20 protein-coding genes and 1 pseudogene are annotated in these 19,311 nt (G+C 43.2%); 4 read left to right on the top strand and 17 right to left on the bottom strand.

From position 1 onward, the window contains the following. Positions 1-40 precede the first annotated feature (40 nt). Positions 41-2,413 (bottom strand): phosphoenolpyruvate synthase, encoded by a 2,373-nt coding sequence (gene ppsA / locus C7Y69_RS06715; protein ID WP_126872254.1) that lies wholly within the window; start codon positions 2,411-2,413, stop codon positions 41-43. A 271-nt stretch (positions 2,414-2,684) separates the two neighbouring features. Between ppsA and C7Y69_RS06710 the strand changes: the two genes are divergently transcribed. Continuing rightward, positions 2,685-3,497 (top strand): pyruvate, water dikinase regulatory protein, encoded by an 813-nt coding sequence (locus tag C7Y69_RS06710; protein ID WP_063458448.1) that lies wholly within the window; start codon positions 2,685-2,687, stop codon positions 3,495-3,497. Positions 3,498-3,624: 127 nt separating this feature from the next. On the opposite strand, the gene C7Y69_RS06705 is transcribed toward C7Y69_RS06710, so the two are convergent. From C7Y69_RS06705 to C7Y69_RS22045, 12 genes and pseudogenes are all read right to left on the bottom strand, one after another. Further along, positions 3,625-4,656, bottom strand: a complete 1,032-nt coding sequence (locus C7Y69_RS06705; RefSeq protein ID WP_126872194.1) for a DUF2157 domain-containing protein — start codon at positions 4,654-4,656, stop codon at positions 3,625-3,627. A 21-nt stretch (positions 4,657-4,677) separates the two neighbouring features. Further along, positions 4,678-5,520: a rhombotarget lipoprotein gene (gene rhlP / locus C7Y69_RS06700; protein WP_013784437.1), complete on the bottom strand. Its 843-nt coding sequence runs from the start codon at positions 5,518-5,520 to the stop codon at positions 4,678-4,680. 166 nt (positions 5,521-5,686) lie between these two features. After that, positions 5,687-6,073 (bottom strand): tautomerase family protein, encoded by a 387-nt coding sequence (locus C7Y69_RS06695; protein WP_013784439.1) that lies wholly within the window; start codon positions 6,071-6,073, stop codon positions 5,687-5,689. A 47-nt stretch (positions 6,074-6,120) separates the two neighbouring features. Beyond that, complete coding sequence (locus C7Y69_RS06690; RefSeq protein WP_013784440.1) at positions 6,121-7,290, bottom strand: alpha/beta hydrolase-fold protein; 1,170 nt, start codon at positions 7,288-7,290, stop codon at positions 6,121-6,123. An 86-nt stretch (positions 7,291-7,376) separates the two neighbouring features. After that, on the bottom strand, positions 7,377-7,754 hold the full coding sequence (locus tag C7Y69_RS06685) for a DUF1294 domain-containing protein (RefSeq protein ID WP_013784441.1): 378 nt from the start codon (positions 7,752-7,754) through the stop codon (positions 7,377-7,379). Further along, positions 7,745-8,203 carry a methyltransferase family protein gene (locus C7Y69_RS06680; RefSeq protein ID WP_013784442.1) on the bottom strand — a complete coding sequence of 153 codons (459 nt, stop codon included), beginning with the start codon at positions 8,201-8,203 and terminating at the stop codon, positions 7,745-7,747. The genes C7Y69_RS06685 and C7Y69_RS06680 overlap by 10 nt, the downstream gene beginning before the upstream one ends. Continuing rightward, entirely contained in the window at positions 8,193-8,702 is a 510-nt protein-coding gene (locus C7Y69_RS06675; RefSeq protein WP_013784443.1) for an RDD family protein, read from the bottom strand. Before C7Y69_RS06675 ends, C7Y69_RS06680 begins: the two co-directional genes overlap by 11 nt. 18 nt (positions 8,703-8,720) lie before the next feature. Further along, on the bottom strand, positions 8,721-9,230 hold the full coding sequence (locus C7Y69_RS06670; protein ID WP_013784444.1) for a M23 family metallopeptidase: 510 nt from the start codon (positions 9,228-9,230) through the stop codon (positions 8,721-8,723). A gap of 358 nt (positions 9,231-9,588) precedes the next feature. Continuing rightward, positions 9,589-9,657, bottom strand: coding sequence for an SEC-C metal-binding domain-containing protein (locus tag C7Y69_RS22050; RefSeq protein WP_083820188.1), 69 nt, complete (start codon positions 9,655-9,657; stop codon positions 9,589-9,591). A gap of 21 nt (positions 9,658-9,678) precedes the next feature. Next, entirely contained in the window at positions 9,679-10,005 is a 327-nt protein-coding gene (locus C7Y69_RS06660; RefSeq protein WP_013784445.1) for a hypothetical protein, read from the bottom strand. Next, complete coding sequence (locus tag C7Y69_RS06655) at positions 10,006-10,200, bottom strand: hypothetical protein (protein ID WP_013784446.1); 195 nt, start codon at positions 10,198-10,200, stop codon at positions 10,006-10,008. Between the two features lie 70 nt (positions 10,201-10,270). Continuing rightward, positions 10,271-10,336, bottom strand: a pseudogene (locus tag C7Y69_RS22045) (pentapeptide repeat-containing protein); the annotation flags it as partial. Between the two features lie 193 nt (positions 10,337-10,529). Here C7Y69_RS22045 and C7Y69_RS06645 point away from each other — a divergent pair. From C7Y69_RS06645 to C7Y69_RS06635, 3 genes are all read left to right on the top strand, one after another. Beyond that, entirely contained in the window at positions 10,530-12,353 is a 1,824-nt protein-coding gene (locus tag C7Y69_RS06645; protein ID WP_013784447.1) for a M2 family metallopeptidase, read from the top strand. Positions 12,354-12,515: 162 nt separating this feature from the next. Continuing rightward, entirely contained in the window at positions 12,516-15,479 is a 2,964-nt protein-coding gene (locus tag C7Y69_RS06640; RefSeq protein WP_126872191.1) for a ligand-binding sensor domain-containing diguanylate cyclase, read from the top strand. Between the two features lie 183 nt (positions 15,480-15,662). Beyond that, entirely contained in the window at positions 15,663-16,298 is a 636-nt protein-coding gene (locus C7Y69_RS06635) for an SDR family oxidoreductase (RefSeq protein ID WP_126872190.1), read from the top strand. Between the two features lie 86 nt (positions 16,299-16,384). Here C7Y69_RS06635 and C7Y69_RS06630 read toward each other — a convergent pair whose 3' ends face one another. The 4 genes from C7Y69_RS06630 to tmk are packed head-to-tail and all read right to left on the bottom strand — an operon-like array spanning position 16,385 to position 19,299. Then, positions 16,385-16,942 carry a pyridoxamine 5'-phosphate oxidase family protein gene (locus C7Y69_RS06630; protein WP_013784450.1) on the bottom strand — a complete coding sequence of 186 codons (558 nt, stop codon included), beginning with the start codon at positions 16,940-16,942 and terminating at the stop codon, positions 16,385-16,387. Between the two features lie 20 nt (positions 16,943-16,962). Further along, positions 16,963-17,742 carry a TatD family hydrolase gene (locus tag C7Y69_RS06625; protein ID WP_126872189.1) on the bottom strand — a complete coding sequence of 260 codons (780 nt, stop codon included), beginning with the start codon at positions 17,740-17,742 and terminating at the stop codon, positions 16,963-16,965. Between the two features lie 43 nt (positions 17,743-17,785). Continuing rightward, positions 17,786-18,682 (bottom strand): DNA polymerase III subunit, encoded by an 897-nt coding sequence (locus tag C7Y69_RS06620; protein WP_013784452.1) that lies wholly within the window; start codon positions 18,680-18,682, stop codon positions 17,786-17,788. Beyond that, a complete protein-coding gene (gene tmk / locus C7Y69_RS06615; protein WP_013784453.1) occupies positions 18,682-19,299 on the bottom strand; it encodes a dTMP kinase in 618 nt (205 codons plus the stop codon). Before tmk ends, C7Y69_RS06620 begins: the two co-directional genes overlap by 1 nt. Positions 19,300-19,311 lie beyond the last annotated feature (12 nt).

Raw genomic sequence — 19,311 nt, 5'->3', positions numbered from 1 at the left:
TGCCTGTAAGCTAGTTAACGTCGCTATTTAAAATCTCTAGCTAGCCATGCTTTTCAGCAAGGTATAACCAAGTTTCAACGACGGTATCTGGGTTAAGCGATACTGAATCGATACCTTCTTCTACCAACCAGGCTGCAAAGTCTTCGTGATCTGATGGGCCTTGGCCACAAATACCAACGTATTTACCACGTTTCTTCGCCGCTTGAATAGCCATTGATAGCAAGGCTTTCACTGCTGGGTCTCGTTCGTCAAACAAGTGAGCAATAACGCCACTGTCGCGGTCTAGCCCAAGAGTTAACTGAGTTAGATCGTTCGAACCAATCGAGAAGCCATCGAAAATATCTAAGAACTGATCGGCAAGTAATGCGTTTGAAGGTAGCTCACACATCATTATAACGCGTAAACCATCTTCGCCTTTCTTAAGCCCCTGCTCTTCTAGCAGTTCGATAACCTTTCGGCCTTCTTCTAGTGTACGTACGAAGGGGATCATGATCTCAACGTTGGTTAAGCCCATGTTATTACGAACCCGTTTAATTGCTTCACACTCTAAAGCAAAACAGTCGCGGAAATCTTCCGAGATATAACGGCTCGCACCACGGAAACCAAGCATTGGGTTTTCTTCATCTGGCTCGTACTGGTAACCGCCCACTAAGTTGTAGTATTCGTTAGACTTAAAGTCAGACATACGAACAATGACTTTTTCTGGTGAGAACGCCGCACCAATGGTAGAAATACCTTCAACCAATTTTTCGATGTAGAACTCAGTTGGCGAGTCGTAACCGGCAATCATATCGCTAATTTCTTCTTTAAGCTCAGCAGGCTGGCTGTCGAAATTAAGGAGCGCTTTAGGATGCACACCAATCATCCGGTTAATAATAAACTCTAAGCGAGCAAGGCCAACACCAGCATTAGGCAAACGCGCAAAATCAAAGGCGCGGTCTGGGTTACCCACGTTCATCATTACTTTTAGTGGTAAGTCAGGCATAGAGTCGATACGTGAGGTCACTACGTCAAACTCTAGCTCTGCACCATAGATATAACCTGTATCACCTTCTGCACAAGACACGGTAATTTTATCGCCGTTCTCGATGCTGTCAGTGGCGTTACCACACCCTACTACCGCTGGAATACCAAGCTCACGAGCAATAATCGCTGCGTGACATGTACGACCGCCTCGGTTAGTGACAATGGCAGACGCCTTTTTCATGATAGGTTCCCAATCTGGGTCTGTCATGTCGGTAACCAGTACATCGCCAGCTTGAATCTTGTCCATCTCTTCAATAGAGCCAAGTACTTTCGCTACGCCTGCACCAATTTTATGACCAATAGCACGGCCTTCACATACGATATTACTTTGACCTTTAAGTTGGAAACGCTCAATACTTTGAGAATCTTCACGGCTGCGAACCGTTTCAGGGCGTGCCTGAACAATATATAACTTGCCGTCTACGCCATCTTTGGCCCATTCGATATCCATAGGGCGATCGTAGTGCTTTTCAATGATTTGCGCCTGCTTTGCTAGCTCCATCACTTCTTCGTCGTTCAGTGAGAACGCTTTACTCTCAGTGCTGTCGATATCAACGATAGACACTTGCTTTCCATGCGCCTCATCGTCTGAGTAAATCATTTTAACTAGCTTGCTGCCTAGGTTACGGCGAACAATGGCTGGAAGCCCTTTATCAAGGGTTGGTTTGTGTACGTAAAATTCATCTGGGTTTACCGCACCCTGCACAACCATTTCACCCAAGCCGTATGAACTCGTAATAAATACTACGTCCTCAAAGCCCGACTCTGTGTCGATAGTGAACATCACGCCCGACGATGAAATATCGCTTCGAACCATGCGCTGAATACCAGCAGACAATGCTACGCCTTTATGGTCGTAACCTTGGTGTACACGATACGAAATAGCACGGTCGTTAAATAGCGAGGCGAATACGTGTTTAATGGCTACCAATACAGACTCGTAACCTTTCACGTTTAGGAAAGTTTCTTGCTGACCGGCAAACGACGCATCTGGCATGTCTTCTGCGGTAGCTGATGAACGAACTGCAAACGATGCTTCGTCGCCTGCATCACCCTGCAATTTAACAAACGCTTCTTTAATTGCTTCTTCTAGCTCAGGTTGAAACGGCGTGTCGATGATCCATTGACGAATATCTTTGCCCGCTTCGTTAAGCGCACCAATATCTTCAACGTCGAGTGTATCTAATACGTTATGAATCTTTGCCTCTAGACCACTTTGCTCTAGAAATTCATTAAAAGCCTCTGCAGTTGTGGCGAAACCTCCCGGTACTTGTACACCGGCGTTAGCTAGGTTAGAAATCATCTCGCCTAAAGATGCATTTTTGCCGCCTACGCGACCTACATCATGCATGCCCAGTTCTTGATACCAAAGTACGAATTCTTTCACTGCCGAAGCCTCCAGCTTATTTTTGAGTAGGGTATAAGCAATGGCGGGCCACATGCCCAACATTGGTAAAATACGTGTCGACTGCGTATATCCAAACGCGCTTAATGCTTATTAATATTAACGAGTACCAAGTAAAGCAGGCTTGCGTTACATCAAGTCATCATTAATAACCATATAGCTTTTCGACGAAATCATCTTAGAATGGGGGAAATCGGAAAGTAAACTCTTTATTACTTTTGTAATAAAATTACGACAATGTTAAGGATTTGTTGTGCGCACAGCTTTTTATATTTCAGATGGTACCGCCATTACAGCAGAGGTGTTTGGCCACGCCCTGCTGTCTTTGTTCCCTGTTGAATTCAATCACAATACCATTCCTTTTGTTGAAACTGAGGAAGAAGCCAACAAGGTTTTGGACAAAATATCTGAAAGTTTTCAAGACACAGGAGAAAGGCCGCTCGTTTTTTATACAATTGTGAATGTAGATGTTCGCAAGATAATTTCAAAATCGGTAGGTATTAACTACAATTTCCTCGATCAATTCGTGGCGCCGCTGGAAAAAGTGCTTGGTGTGCCCTCAAAACCAGAAAAACATCGCACTCACAGCATTCACGAAACCACCTATGACATTCGTATTGAGGCGGTTAACTATGCCTTAGCCAACGATGACGGTTCTAACCTGAAAGATTACGACGAAGCCGACATTATTTTAGTAGGCGTCTCGCGCTCGGGTAAAACGCCCACCAGCTTATACTTAGCCCTGCAGTTTGGTATTAAGGCGGCAAACTACCCCTTTACCGAAGATGACATGGGCGACATGCTTAAATTGCCTACGGCGCTTCGCCGCTACAAAGACAAACTTTTTGGGCTCACTATTCAGCCAGAACGACTACATCAAATTCGCTCTGAGCGAAAAGCAAATAGCCGCTATGCGTCATTACAGCAATGCAGAATGGAGCTACGAGAAGTTGAGAACTTGTACCGAAAAGAAAAAATTCCGTTCTTAAACAGTACCAAATATTCAATAGAAGAAATTTCAGCGAAAATATTGGCGGAGACAGGGTTAAAACGAAGAAAGTATTAACCAACCACAAAGTGCATAGATGCCAGCCAAATCTTTGGCTGGCCTATTTACCGCTAATTTAAAAACACGCTAATTTATGAACAGGTTCCTCATCGAGTATCAGCTTGTGCATTTAACACGGGCTAATCTAGAGATGTTTAGAATCCAACAGTGTTTGCACTGCCTTGGGCAAGATTTTACGTGTTTTCGCGGTAATAGCCGCGTCGTTCTTTTGCCATTTTATACCTAGGTAAATCACAAACAACCCCAAAAACGTTAACGCAATAGGGAAAAACCAGCTATCTGCGAACACTTCTGCTGCCAAATAGCCTACGTATCCTGTACACCCAATAGCCCCGAATACGACAAACACTCTTCTAATTAAGAGTACGCCGATAAATATCATCACGAAATTAATGAGAAAGTAGAAGAATTTCGAAAGCTCGCTGTCAGAATGTTGAGAAGATAACCCTCCCCAAAACGCAATAACGCCAAATAAGTATATCCAAAATGCATAGTCGGCTTTGTTTGCTGTACGTACATCTACCCAAAACCCGAGCGCTATCATAAGAAGACCTGTGTACATAGAAACTATTGTTCTTAGTTCCCAGCTGTATTCCCCGTCTGACAACATCACCGAGACATCCATGGTTAAATACCATAGCGTAACCGCAATAGGCATGACTAAAAATGGATATTTATACTTCCAAGCAATGACAACACCCACCGCCAACGTACTTAGCTCCATATACAACCAGTGCCAATGAATGTACCTGTGATAGTCGCGGTAAACGGTATCGTCAGGCCAAACGCCTAAAGCCTGCTGAACACCAAAAACTGCCAACGGGGTTAGCACAACAACAAAGGTAGCGCATAGGCCCGCCGGCACAAAAAATCCTTTCATCTTAAAAACGTTAGCTAACTTAATTCCCACAGCTGCATAGAATAAGCTGATGAAAACAATACCGATTCCGCCAAACGATACCCAGCCAAGGTTCATAAACAGTGTCATTGCGCCAATGGCAATTAAGCCACCAAGATAATACAACACATGGGTGAAATCGAACTTGGCAGTGGTACTCGTTTGCTGATTCAAAAACGCGATCAACTGTTCAGACTGCTCTGATGAAAGAATATTGGCGCTTACTGCGTCTTTAATATGTTGCTTGGTGACGTTCAATCTGCACTCCTTGGCAGTGTGTTACCGCAAAGTCATTTTTCTAAATAACATGACGCCCATAAACAGTAAGCAAAAAACCTGAAGTGAGCCGCCACTGTAGCCTTCTCTATGTTCTACTTTCGCAATCTTTTCTTCTTTTACTCTGGTTTTAAATCGAGCAAGTTCAGCATCTAAGTTTGTAGACATATCGTCAACGGCTATACCAAACCCTTCTAAAGATTTTTCGGCCAACGTATCGTCAATACCTACAGCGGTGGTACGCTTCTCAAGCTTACTTACCCCTGGCGCTCTGAACAGCATCTTTTTACTTTTGATATCGAAAACTGCAGTATCCACAAAGGTCTGAACCGTGTTTTCATTCCCTGGAATAACGTACATTCCTACAATGGTCCAATACAGTAACGCCGCGTTATTTTCGAGTGACTGAGTAACTTGGTCGTAAGACACTAACGCCATTACATCAACATCATATAACCTTCCTACTTGCTCTAACGTTGAAAAACCTTCTCCCCCGCTTAAGTACTCACTAGGAATGATTTCAATGCGATCGATATACTCGTATTGAAGGAAAGACTGCTTAACATTTTCTAGAAGCTCTACTTGATCTTTACCATGCAGGCCATCTCGGCGCCAATTGCTTGAAGGAACAAATGCGAGCCCAACCTTTACCGGTAATTGTAGCGTGGGAATTTCAGGCTGGTGCTTAACCCGGCTTTCTTCATCAGGGTAAAGGAAATCCATTAAACTGCTAGATTGAGCTTGTTTACCTGTGTTGTTACTGACTATTGCACTGCATGCTGCGAGTGAAAAGAGTGCTGTGAGTAACATTGCCCCAGACATGGTTTTTAATATTCTTGTTGTCATCGACAATCCTTTTTTACTGCTATTGAAAGGTTACGAAATTGAATGGTATTTATCGTTTAAGGCGTTAATCGTAATACTTCAAATTACCTAAAATTTATATTTATTACTATATAAGGCACGAGATAGCCATAATGTGGCTTTGTGTAAGTATGAGCGCAGGCCTAGTTTACACATCAACGTTGTATTTTAAATCTGACGCTTCATCGCCGGTAATACCACGAAAACCCCATTGGTATTTTTCTTGTTCTTTAATCGTTATCTCAACGTCTACCGTGCTAATACCCAATTGAGACTCGATTGCTTCAAAAAGCCCTTTAATCAGTGCTTTTTGGGTGTCGGGCTTGCGCCCTTTCATCAAGTTAATTTCAATAACGGTATAGCTATCTGTTCTGCCATCAGGATAGAAAAAGTCTTCATTGGCAAGCGGAATAAAGCGATGAGCGCGTTTGTCTTCCGGCATACCCAAAACAGATTGCATACAACGGTGGATCACATCAGACAACTGGCTTTTAATTGGGTTTAAGTGCTTATCAATTCCATAGATTACTACCACAACGTTTTCCTTTATAAATTATGTTCAACGCGCGTAAAGAGAAAGTACTAAAGCTTTTTGTCCTGAATTTTTTTGAGTAGATTCGCATGACGGGTTTTATAAGCGCCGTTTTCAACATTTTCAGCCGTGCTTTTCTTTATCGCGAGCGCTCTCATTTCTAGTGCTTTTTGTAAATCTCCACTAGCTTCAAACCCATCTGCTAAGCTGTCGTAGGCATCCGCTTTATAAGGGTAGCTGTCGACATTGCTTTGAAATATCGCAATAGCCGATGAATACTCTTTTTCAGATAATGCTTTGTATCCCACACTGTTAATGGCGCGATAACTGGGCTTAATGTCATAACCGTACATTTCAGACTGTGCTTTATAAAACTGTTTAATTGCTGGTATCCCGCCACTTAACACTTCTTTTGATGGCTGCAGCGACGTGTAAAGATTTTGGTAAGCCAACGAATGCCCAGCAAGCGCGGTGGTATTGTGGCTTTCTGAGGTATCTAAATCTGTGTTGTAACTAAAACCTTTTCGCTTATGTGTGTTTAGCAATTCGTTGTAGCGCTGGTAAGCGCTCAGCATATTGCCGCCTTCGCTGCCCATATTGATATACAAATAAATGTTCAATTCAGAAGTATCGGAAAAGAAGGTTTCGGCGTCGTCAAAGATAATCTGTTCTTGCCACCATAAACTTGGGCTGAAGGCAAAGTGAGCTTGGAACAAATGGGGTCTAGACTGTAAGGCATACACCGACAATAGCCCACCTAACGAATGCCCTGATATTACTTTGTAGTTGTTGGCGCGATAGTTTTCGTTAATGTATGGCACGAGCTCTTTCTCGATAAAATCTAGGAAGTTATCGGCACCACCTGATATACCCCACTCGTTATAATTCTCATCATAGGTTGGGGTGAAGTCTCTTGTGCGATGGGTATTTGCGATACCAACTACTATCATTTCTTGCGCCATATTCGATTGATTGAGCAAGTCTAGAGTACCTACTGCATGGCTGAAATTTCGTTGACCATCAAGTAAATAAAGTACGGGATAATGTAGCTTATTCGGCCGGTGATAATTATTGGGTAAGTGTATGAACAACTCACGCTCTTCATCGAGTATTTCAGAATGAATATTTAGGTGCGTAGTTTCCCCACGTACTTTTGAGTACGAGTGTGAAGGCACCAAAATAAGTAAAAATACTGCAATCGTAATGACCGATCTGAACACAACATATTCCTTTATTTTTTTAGTTTTAGTCCGTGGTTAACTTTTAATCTTACCCGCTCAATGCCCACAAGAAAAGGGCACGTTATTTACCTCAAAATAGCATTGATGAAATGTTGACCTTGTTCGCTAAAAAGCCAAATAAACGCAAAGGAATTTAGCGTCACCGTAGCCCAATAAACTCGCTTAAATGAAACTTTAGCCGACTTGTGCCTTAATCTTCGTTGGGCAAGATACGCCCCAGGCCAACCACCAAGTAAACTTAAAAGATGAAGACGAGTTTCTGGTACACGCCATTTTCCTTTGCGAGCGGCCGACTTATCAAACGCATACATGGCAAACGTTATCGTGCTGATAGTAATGTAAAGGTATACCACTTCTACAGGTAATAAATTGAGAAAAGCCGCTGCTATTAAGGCGGTGCAAAAGATAAGAGTGATAAGTACGCCGAATTTGCTTACAGCCATCTTCGAACCGTTTTCCTATATTCTGTATAGCTGGCGCCAAATTTATCCGTTAGAAATGCCTCTTCGGGTATTATCTGGTACTTATTCATGTACCACACAAAAAGCAGAATAAAGACAACATTAACTGGGTTGGCCGTGTAAAGCCCAATACCCACCAAACACAACAACATACCTAGATACATGGGGTTCCTACTGTACTGATACACACCTGAAGTCACCAAGCTAACAACACGTTCGGTTTTGATAGGATGTACCGAGGTTTTGTGTTTTTTGAACGAAACGACACCTATAACCGCTATTCCAACACCCAACAATAGAAATAGAATTAGCGTCTCAAACTTGTATTGATATTCAACACTCACATTCCGGGCGACTTTAGTCGTCACCACCATAAAAAAGGCTGACAGTAAAAAGACGGCTACGGGCGGGATTTTTTGCTCAAGTTTCATCGAAACTGACCGGTTCAACACCTTTATTTTTAGGTCGAATAACAACAGTGCCAGCCATTTTGTCATGCCATCCTTGCTTTTTGGTATCCCATAAAACCCATAGAAAGCCTAAGCCTAGGGGTAATAGAGAAACGTAATACCCTATATAGCGAATTACAGACTGGCGTATTGTGGGCGCACTTCCCGTTTTAGCATCAACGACTTTTACTTTAAGCACCATTTTGCCTGGGGTGGCCGATTTATATACCCAAAATAATATTGTGGCAATTAACGGTAGAACGTAGCTAATTAAGACATCAACTATACCTACAACAGAGTCCCCAGCGGTCCAATATCCCTTGCCATAAATTAGATGCAGTAGTGGGAAAGTAATCGCTAATAAAAGTAATGTATCAATAATTGATGCGCCAAATCTAATCCCAAAACCTGCATACACATGCTCTTCTTCGTATGCTGTTTTATATTCAGCGCCAGTATCTGAGAGGCCTGTACTACTCATTTATATCTCCATTTTCAATCAATCAGCTGCGCTTAGGTACGATATTGGATTTAAATAATACGCCTTCTTAGCACCTTGAGTCGATTCATCAGCCAACCAAAAATAAGGAAATAACGAAACAATACTATAATGCAGATGAGGCGCTTTACCTTGGGCATTGCCTGTTGAACCAACCGTACCGATTTTGGTCCCCTTGGAAACAAGGGTAATACCGTCAATTTCTATTGAATCAAGATGTGCATAATAATGCAGCCGCCACTTAGGCCCTAAGGCAAGTATGATATTGCCACCTTTTGGCTTTTGACCTTGATAGATAATAAGTTGATGCGTGGATGACAGCACCGACGTGCCCTTTTGAGCAAAGATATCGATACCTTTGTGGACCCCTGAAGTGCCCCAGGGTTCATACCAAAAAGTGTCTTTGTTCCAATCAGCGGGACTGGCGTTATCTACGGGAATAGTTCGCGGTTCTGGTATAACAAAGCCAAGTAGTACAACGACGCATAGCCCCAACAAAATCCATCTCATCATTAAACCTTATGAACCACGACATGCCATTAATTCACTTACAATAGCACTAATGATGCTGAACATAACGGCATCGTTAGAAGCTTATTCCCGAAGATTCTATTTCTTTTTGCGCTTTTTTTACTGCCAAAATAATAGTCTCTCGTTTTTTCCACGATTTCAAACGGGCAGGAAAACGACTAAGCCAATGGTTATTTGGCCCCAAACTCCGACCTCGTTGCTCGGTAAGTGCCGTCCTCTCCCACACATTTATGAACCCAGTAGCTGATAGGTGTTGTGGGGCGTTGAGGGCTATACTTAAACTTCCATTTACTCATAGTCGCACACTCGGCTCTGTTAACAATCGAAAAATGCTGAGTTAGTTTTTACCGCAGCACTTCTTAAATTTAAGGTCACTACCGCAGTGACACGGATCGTTGCGGCCAATCTTGGGCGCCGAACGGGTTAATCAATCATTACCTGCTGCCGTGTAAGAAAACACTAATTTACAGTTGATATGCTTTAGCATCTTGTTGACCGAGGAAGGCACATCAATAATGTCAGTATCTTTGCCACTAAATACCGATAGAAAAATATCACAATCTGCAATATTAATTTGTTGGCGCTCGAAAAAAATCATTAAAGGGTCGAAGATATCTTCGGTTAGTGGGATCACTCCAACGTAACAACTTTTACTATCAACATACTTGAAAGATGAGCGTGGAACTTCTCTTTCTAATGTGTGAGCTTGCAATTTATTAAGCTTTAGCAATCTAAAGCTGACATCAAAATTCATTTAAATCCCTGAGATAGCAATTTTAAACAGAAAATAAAAGAAGCCAGTGAAAAGTAAAATACTCACAACAACAATTGCGGTAAGCGTCTTAGACCTTAACATTGAATCAATTAAACCAACTTCTGTTTGCATTCTAACGAAATCTAAGCCATCCGTAGACTCTTTAAGCCTTGATTTATTTTTGTATTTATCCATAACATTCTCTTTTATACGACTTTGCGTACATGAAGTAAGGTATTCATTGAATACAATATAGGCTTGATACTTACCATATAGTACCGATGAAATTAGTACCGATGAAATTAGTACCGATGAAATTAGTACCGATGAAATTTTTTCATTAGCGGTTTGTTCATAAGGCTGCCTCTCGAGAGATAGACATTGCCTTAACCGGCCTCACGTTAAGCTATATATTGCTTCCAGTATTAATTTTATTTTACAAAACCCACAAGCCACTCCAAAATATAACGCTAAAATATATGTACTTCCCAATACATAAAAACAACAACGACAAGAGCAAACTTATGTTTTCAACTAAACGCACTATCGTCGCAGCACTCGTTAGCATTACGCTAATAGGTTGCGGTGAAGCTACTACCAAAACTGAAACCACACCTGCGGCCCCTACCGCGCAAGATGCGCAAGAATTCCTTATTAATGCGCAAAACGACATTAGTAAAATGCAGGTGCCAGCCGCACATGCCGAGTGGAGTTACGCCACTAACATCAATTTTGATACCGCCGCGGTAAGTGCCTATTTTAATGAAGTGCTGTCTACCAAAGTAGCGGTATTAGCTAAAGAAGCGGCTAAATTTAACGATGTTGAAGTAGATGAAGATACCCGTCGTCAACTCAATTTGCTCAAAAACGGGCTTACCATGCCACCTCCGTCAGATCCGGCGAAAGCAGAGCAACTTGCTAAAATTGGTTCTGAGCTTAGTGCAATGTATGGTTCTGGCCAGTACTGCATGGAAGATGGCACCTGTAAAAGCTTGGTAGAAATGAGTAGTGAAATGGCGACTATTCGCGATGCCGACACCTTACTAGAGTACTGGAAAGGTTGGCGTGAAGTGTCAGTACCTATGAAGCCGCTTTATGAACAACAGGTCAATTTGGCCAACGAAGGCGCTGCTGAATTAGGCTTTCAAAACGTTAGCGAACTATGGCGCGGTAAATACGATATGCCAGCCGACGATTTTCCGAAAGAGCTTGATAGATTGTGGGGGCAAGTTGCGCCTTTCTATGAATCGTTACACTGTCACGTTCGTGCTAAGTTAGGTGAGCATTATGGTGAAGAATTGGTTCCGCAAGACCAACCTATTCCAGCGCACTTGTTGGGCAATATGTGGGCGCAAACCTGGGGCAATGTTTACGATATCGTGAAACCTGAACAAGAAATGTCAGTACCCGACGTTACCTCATCACTTGTTGCGCAGGGCTATGATGAAATAAAGATGGTGAAACAGGCTGAATCTTTCTTTTCTTCACTGGGCTTTGCGCCGCTGCCTGATACGTTTTGGGAACGTTCTATGTTCCAAAAACCTGAAGGTCGGGACGTACAGTGTCACGCTTCAGCATGGGACCTAGACGATAAAGACGATTTGCGTATTAAGATGTGTATCCAAAAAACGGGGGAAGAGTTCAACGTTATTCATCATGAACTGGGTCACAACTATTATCAGCGCGCTTACAAAGACCAGCCTTTGCTGTATCGCGGTTCAGCTAACGATGGCTTCCATGAAGCGATTGGCGACACCATTGCCTTGTCGATTACCCCTAAGTACCTTAAAGAAATTGGTTTGATTGACGAGATTCCAGATGCATCTAACGACATAGGCATGCTAATGCAGGTAGCGCTAGATAAAATTGCCTTTATTCCATTTGGTTTGATGGTCGATCAATGGCGCTGGAAAGTAATGGCTGGTGAAGTTTCACCTGAGCAATACAATACACTTTGGTGGGAATTAAGAGAAAAATACCAAGGCGTAAAAGCACCGATAGACAGACCTGCTGATGCGTTTGACCCAGGCGCTAAATATCATGTTCCTGCTAACGTGCCCTACACGCGCTATTTCTTAGCACATATTTTGCAATTTCAATTCCATAAAGCGTTATGTGATATTGCAGGTGATGAAGGTCCACTTAATCGCTGCTCTATTTACAACAGTGAAGAAGCGGGTACAGCACTAAACGCCATGCTTGAAATGGGCATGAGCCAGCCATGGCAAAATGCGTTAGAAACCCTTACTGGTTCACCTGAAATGGATGCAAGTACCATTGCTGACTACTTTGCACCCTTAAAAACCTGGTTAGATGAGCAAAATGCTACCCGTCAGTGTGGCTGGTAATTTTTAGCCAACTAAATGATTTAATAGTAGAACCTCGATAATCGGGGTTCTTTTTTATCTGCACTTATATCTTGTACTTGCAAAATTAATACTTATGTCCCATTTTTACTAGCTTAACCCTAGTATATCGTAACGCTTGATTCCTTCTTCCCGAGCGTATTTATGAAGTTTGTAGTGGTAAGATTTCTGGTTACCGCCACTATGCTATTCCCTATTATTTTTTCCTTTGCGGCCACATCTCGTGCCGCAGACTTTCCTATGCCCGTGTTTAAAAGTTTTTCAATCGAAGAAGGCCTATCGCAGGTATCGGTTTTAGATATTGCGGAAGATAAAAACGGTTATATTTGGCTGGCGACACAGTCGGGGCTCGACAGGTTTGATGGAAACGAATTTAAGCATTTCGGTAAATGGCAGAAAGATAAGTCTGATGGGCTCAACACTGTTACTACCTTTCAAATAGAATCTTCGTTAGACAAAGAATACTTATGGATTGGTTCTATTGCTGGTGTAAGCAAGTTTCATATCGAAACGGCAACGTTCGAACACTTCCCTATTTCGGTTTCCAGCGAAATAAAAGCCGGCTCAATCAAACGCATAAAAATCGATAAGAGTGGTAACGTTTGGGTTATTAGTGGCCGTGCGCTTTATCGCTTTTCAACGCTTTTAAATAAACTGGTTCAAATTGCTGTTCTAGAGAACGTGACCAGTACACTCACCGACATCGTTATTGATAGAAATAGTCATGTTTGGCTTAGTTCTACATCAGGGTTATACAAGCTTAATTCAGCGTTTAATACCTTAGAGCTTCAACAACTGGCGGGCAAAAAATTAACGTTGATGGCACTCGCTGCTGACGAAAGCTTGTGGATTGGCACCGGCGCTAACGGTCTTTGCCGGTACCCCTTATTCACGAACAACGATTTTTCCGCGTCTACCTGTTTTGATGAAATTAACGGCCTTTCATCTAATGATGTGCTGAATGTTTTATTTCAGCGTAATGGTAATATTTGGGTTGCTACGAGTAGCGGCGTGGATATTATTCCCGCTAAAGAAGCATCAGAGATTGTGTCATTATCGGTTTCTCGATCGAATCTCGCGAATAATTACATTACATCGCTATATCAAACAGACGCGGGCACAGTTGTGGCGGGGTCGCGCGATAATGGTTTTTCTATTTACCACCCTGTACTGGCCAACTTTTCAACCAGTGCTGTTATTAGTAATAATATTTCTGGCATTGCTACCCACACAGATAGTTCCTTATGGCTTGCTACACATGACAACCTTTGGCATTACAATTATCAATCTGGCAAGGTTAACGGGCCCTATACTTCGAAGATTAAGTCTGAAGGTCAGGTATCTTCAAACAAGCTACTAACCGTGCATTACGATAAACCGTCAGACTCGGTTTGGCTATCTACTCGCGCGGGGCTAGCGAAACTTAATACCGCCACTGAAAAATTGGATTTAGTGGCATTGGAGGGTAAGGCAGGTTATACCCTTAACGTGGATGCCGATGGTGACGTTTGGTATGGCGGTTATAGCGATGGCGTTTTTGTGTATCGCCCTTCCGAGAACCGGGTGATTCGACAATGGCCAATCTCACTCACCACTCGTATCATATTTGAAGATAATGAAAGTGCATGGCTGGCAAGCATATCGGGCTTATATTTTGCCAATAAATTTACGGGTGAAATTCGCAATATTGGTGAAAATAGCACGAATTTCCCTGACGGCGCGGTGGTGACGTGGGTTTCTCGGTCTATTCGTGGCGGCTATTGGGTTGGCACGCAGGCGAACGGTATCTATTTTATGGTGGTTGAGGATAACGATGAGCCCACCGTGTCGTTTACCCAGATAGAAGCAGACAGTTACTTAAGTAACCTCTCAATTGGCGCAATTATTGAAGATCAAGAAAATGCGCTCTGGATCTCCACAACGGTCGGCATCGCCCATATCGATTCTACCCTATCGTCGATTTCATATTTTGGGGCACAAAATGGAGTCATCGAATCTGGCTACTACATAGGCTCCGCCGTAAAAACCGGTGACGATACTATATTTATGGGCAGTCCACAGGGACTCACTCGCTTCAAGCCCACTGATATTAAACAGCAGCCTTGGTCGCCCAAGGTCAATATCTCGCATATAGAAATTATTGATGAGCATAGTAAAGGAGCTGAAAACCTTTTCCCAAGTACCAATGTGGATGAATTAGTACTCAATTCCGACAATGTCTCATTTTCTGTCGAATTCGCCGCGCTCGATTTTACTCGCGCAAACGAGGTGAGTTATGCCTATAAATTATCAGGGTTTGATAATAGGTGGCGGTTTACGGACCATCGCCGCCGCGGGGTGACCTACACCAATTTAGATCCCGGGAATTACACACTTACTATTCGAGCGATGAACAAAGAAAAAGTATGGAGCCCAAATGAGGCCAAGCTCCAAATCAGTATTGTTCCACCATGGTGGGAAAAACCCGTATGGCGAAGTGCCATTTTTGCATCCGCTTTTCTGCTTTTAACGCTACTTGTGTGGTGGCGTATTCAAACGCTTAAAAATCGCTCGGTTGCGCTTGCAAAAATGGTAGAAGAAAAAACCAAAGATCTTGAAGACGTGGTAGAAAAATTAACGCTGATATCAAGCCAAGACCCGTTAACCGGGCTGAAAAATAGGCGCTACTTTACCAGCCGAGCTCACGAGGCTTGGGACAGTTACGAGCGTTATGCACAAGCCTTTTCGTTACTTATCGTGGATATCGATTGGTTTAAACAAATTAACGACACTTACGGTCACCATGTAGGCGATCTTGTACTAGTTAAGGTGGCAGAACTGTTGCGTACGAATTTGAGAAATTCCGACGTTATTTGTCGTTGGGGTGGCGAAGAGTTTCTCATTCTACTGCCCCAGCTTAACGTCCGTGAATGCTATTGGGTAGGCGAAAAATTAAGAAAATCGGTAGAGAAAGCGTCTTTTCACTGTGAAGGGTATGATGTGAATGTGACTATCACCGCGGGAATTGCAGACATTCGTGAAAGCGATAGTGTAGAGCAATGCATACACGCTGCTGATAAAAAACTCTACAAAGGTAAAGCTGATGGGCGCAATGCCGTTGTGAAATAGCCTTATGTGAACCTGCTGCTTAAGCCCCTATTTTTACAAACTATGCTAACCACCGTGCTCCCTAGTTAATCAATTAATGCCTTTTTGTCAATTAGCGCACCATGATGAAACTCATCGTACGGTGTGATCGAAATCCCCTCCCACGCTTATGAATAACCATATTCAATCATGGAGGTAACATTTATGGCTAAGGTACTTGTCATTGGCGCATCAGGCCAAATTGGTAAACAGGCTACTGGAAAATTACTTGAAGCAGGACACCACGTGGTGGCGCCTGTACGAAGCCCCGAAAAGCTAAACGACGTTGAAAACGAAAACCTTGTGGTTAAAGAGCAAGATCTTGAAAAAGACTTCTCTGAACATTTCGAAGGTGCAGACTGCGTTGTATTCGTTGCCGGCAGCGGCGGTAATTCGGGCGATGATAAAACGCTTCTTATCGACCTTTGGGCTGCGCGAAATGCAGCAAATTACGCTAAGGCAGCTAATACGCCTAAATTTGTGATGGTAAGTTCAATAGGGGCTGGCGATCCAGACGCAGTAAGCTCTAGCATTAAGCCTTATTTAGTCGCTAAACACATGGCTGACGAGCACCTAATGAATAGCGGTGTGCCTTATGTCATTTTACGCCCAGGCACACTGTTAAACGAGCCAGGTACACATCTGGTGTCTACCGATATGCCTGACAACCAAGATGATGCTGTCATTCCTAGAGAAGATGTGGCAACGGCTATCGTCGAAGCAGTGAATCGTAGTAACACTGATAACATAACCACTTACCTGTTTAAGGGTGATACGCCGATTTCGAAAATTTTCGAATAAGCGAATACTGCTAAGTGATAAAATCACAAACGCCAGCAAATTTGCTGGCGTTTCTTTATTTAATTGCTAGCGTTCAATGAGTTGCATTAAGGGACAATAGACTGGCTTACCCAGTTACCCATTTCGTCACGACGATGTAACTCTCGATACTGTGGATTACCGCGTAAATTTAAATAGTCCACGTTGAAAATATCTAACAAAATAACGCAAAAATGTTCAGGAGCGACAGAATAGTCGCCTGCAATTTGAAGCGGCAACCCGTTGTTTCTTGGCGTACCGGGGTCGCCCCATAGAAACTGCTTCTTACCAGCATCAGACAATTTTGCCCAATGCGCCTCTATTAACGCCCTATCTTCGTTTTCAGTCACAATAGTCGCATTTACACTGAATCGATACTGCTCACGAGTTTTCGAAAAATACCAACAACCTTGTGCTTTCGCTTGTTGCGACAACTGGTTGTATTTTTCGGTACGGGTATCTGAAATAACAATCAGCTTGTTGTCATCACTTAAGCCTCGGTACACCACGGTTCTGCAATACGGCACGCCATCTTTATCAGCGGTTGCCAACTGAAAATAACGGCTCTCAGGCATGCTTCTGCTAGCGTGTAAGCTTTTTGTTAACCCTGTACGCCACTGCGGCATTTTTGAAATTCTCCGATCGCTTAAGCGGCTTTACGTTGGACAAGCGAAAACAAGGTATAGAAGTTTTCGGTGGTAATGCGTGCTAATTCCTTCACCGAAATACCTTTTAATTCGGCAATGAATTCTGCAACTTCTACCACATAGCCAGGCTGATTTTGTTTACCTCTGTGAGGCACTGGTGCAAGCCAAGGCGAATCGGTTTCAATTAATAAGCGCTCAAGGGGAACCGCCTTTACAACTTCTTGTAATTCACTGGCGGATTTAAAGGTGACTATGCCTGAGATAGAGATATAGAAATCCATTTCAATGGCCGCCTGCGCCATTTCAAGTGATTCGGTAAAACAATGCAGCACACCCTTTGTATGGCTAGCTTTGTGTTCGCGCAGCAAATTAATGGTGTCGTCACGGGCATCACGGGTATGAATAATAAGTGGTTTTTTCGTTTCGTTAGCGACTTTAATATGATCAACAAACGACGTTAGCTGAACCGTTTTGCTTTCAGGGCTATAAAAATAATCTAAGCCTGTTTCACCAATGGCCACTACCGCATCGTCTTGCGCTTTTTCAAGTAACTCTTGATAAGTACATGCATCTTCTTGGTGAAGGGGGTGTACGCCACAAGAGACAGAAACGTCATCGAAGTCCTTTACGGTTTCTAACATGCTGTCGTAATCGGTCACCGATACGCACACACATAAAAAGTGCTCTACACCGCGGGTACGAGCAAAGTTAAGAGTTTCTGCCAATGCTTCTGGCGATTGCTTTAATCTGTCTAAATGACAATGTGAATCTACGAACAAAATATACCTATCTTTTTTACGGCTAACCCAATAATAACCTGGCCTAGCGCTGAAATTGTTTCAAAATACTTACCAACACCATGGACTTATTCACCCCTGGGTGCTGTAAGGTTTTTACTGCGTCTACGCAAGCACGATAACGTGCGTAATCTTGCGCTTGCTGGCGTTCTACATACGATTTATGCGCCATATGTTGACACCATGTTGCTACCTGAACAGCGTCACCTTGCCATTTATTAGCCAGTGCTAAAAGTTGCTGACTTCCTGAACTAGCAAGTAGTGCGCCCATACCGTCGGTAAAGGTACGATAATTAAAATCGCTTTCGCTATTAAGTGCTGCTTCTAAACGAAGTGGCGCATAACCATAGGCTTCTAGTAACGCTTCACTCGCATCTTGTACGCCTTGTTGCTGTAAATAGTCCAAACTACTTTGCACATCAGGCAGACCAAGTGAATGTTTTTCACATCTACTCAAAATAGTGGGCATTATTCGATTCAGGCTGTCAGTGATAAGCAGCAAGTAAGTATTATTGGTGGGCTCTTCTAACGTTTTCAAGAGTGCATTGGCCGCCGCTTCTGTCATGCTATCGGCCACGGGGATCACCAATACCTTATTACCCCCCATTTGCGCCGTGCCGCTTAACTTGGCAATACCTTCACGAATTTTATCCACGCCCAATTGTTTTTCGCTTTCTAACACGTAAAAATCGGGGTGATTACCAGCAAGACGCAAATGGCAGCTTTGGCATGCATTGCACGCACCTTGAGGGGTTGGCTTTTTGCACAACAGCGTATCCGACAGCCCAGCAACCAATTTTGCTTTACCAATACCTTTAGCGCCAATGAATAGCAGCGCATGGTGCAGCTTGTTATTAAAATAGCGTACAAGCAATTCGTTATAGGTATCCGTGAACCAAGGAAGCATTTGCCCAGATTGCATTAAGAAAGGTACTCCTGCACAGCGGTTATCACGTCTTTATGTACATCTTCCATAGCTTGCATGGCATTAATCACCACAATACTGTCGTCTTGTGCTGCTAAGCTTAAATACCGTTCACGGGTGCGCTCAAAAAAGGCCAAACCTGCTTGTTCAATACGATCTAGCTCTCCCCTGCCTCTAGCGCGTTCTAGCCCTATGGCTGGCTCAACGTCCAAGTACAAGGTCAAATTAGGTTTAAAACCGTTAAGCGCTATTTTGCTAATGGCAGTCATAGTATCAGCACTCACGCCGCGGCCACCGCCTTGATAGGCTTGTGAAGACAAATCATGCCTGTCACCTACTACCCACTGCCCTGCATTTAACGCCGGAAGTATACGGTTAGTTAATAACTGTACCCGGGCGGCGTACATCAACAGTAATTCTGTTTCTTCGGCTACGGTTTCGTCCCAATCGTGTTTAACACACTCGCGTATCGCCTCGGCCATAGGCGTACCGCCAGGCTCGCGTGTTTGCTCAACCGCAATACGTGCTTCTTGCAAATGCTTTACGATAAGCCCAATCACTGAACTTTTTCCGGCCCCTTCAAGGCCCTCTACTACAATAAACTTTCCGTTCATAATTATTCGTTG

Source organism: Alteromonas sp. KS69 (assembly GCF_003989595.1).
Classification (GTDB): Bacteria; Pseudomonadota; Gammaproteobacteria; order Enterobacterales; family Alteromonadaceae; genus Alteromonas; species Alteromonas naphthalenivorans.
The sequence above is the reverse complement of the archived record's forward strand: the minus strand, read 5'-3'. Positions and strand labels throughout refer to the sequence as shown.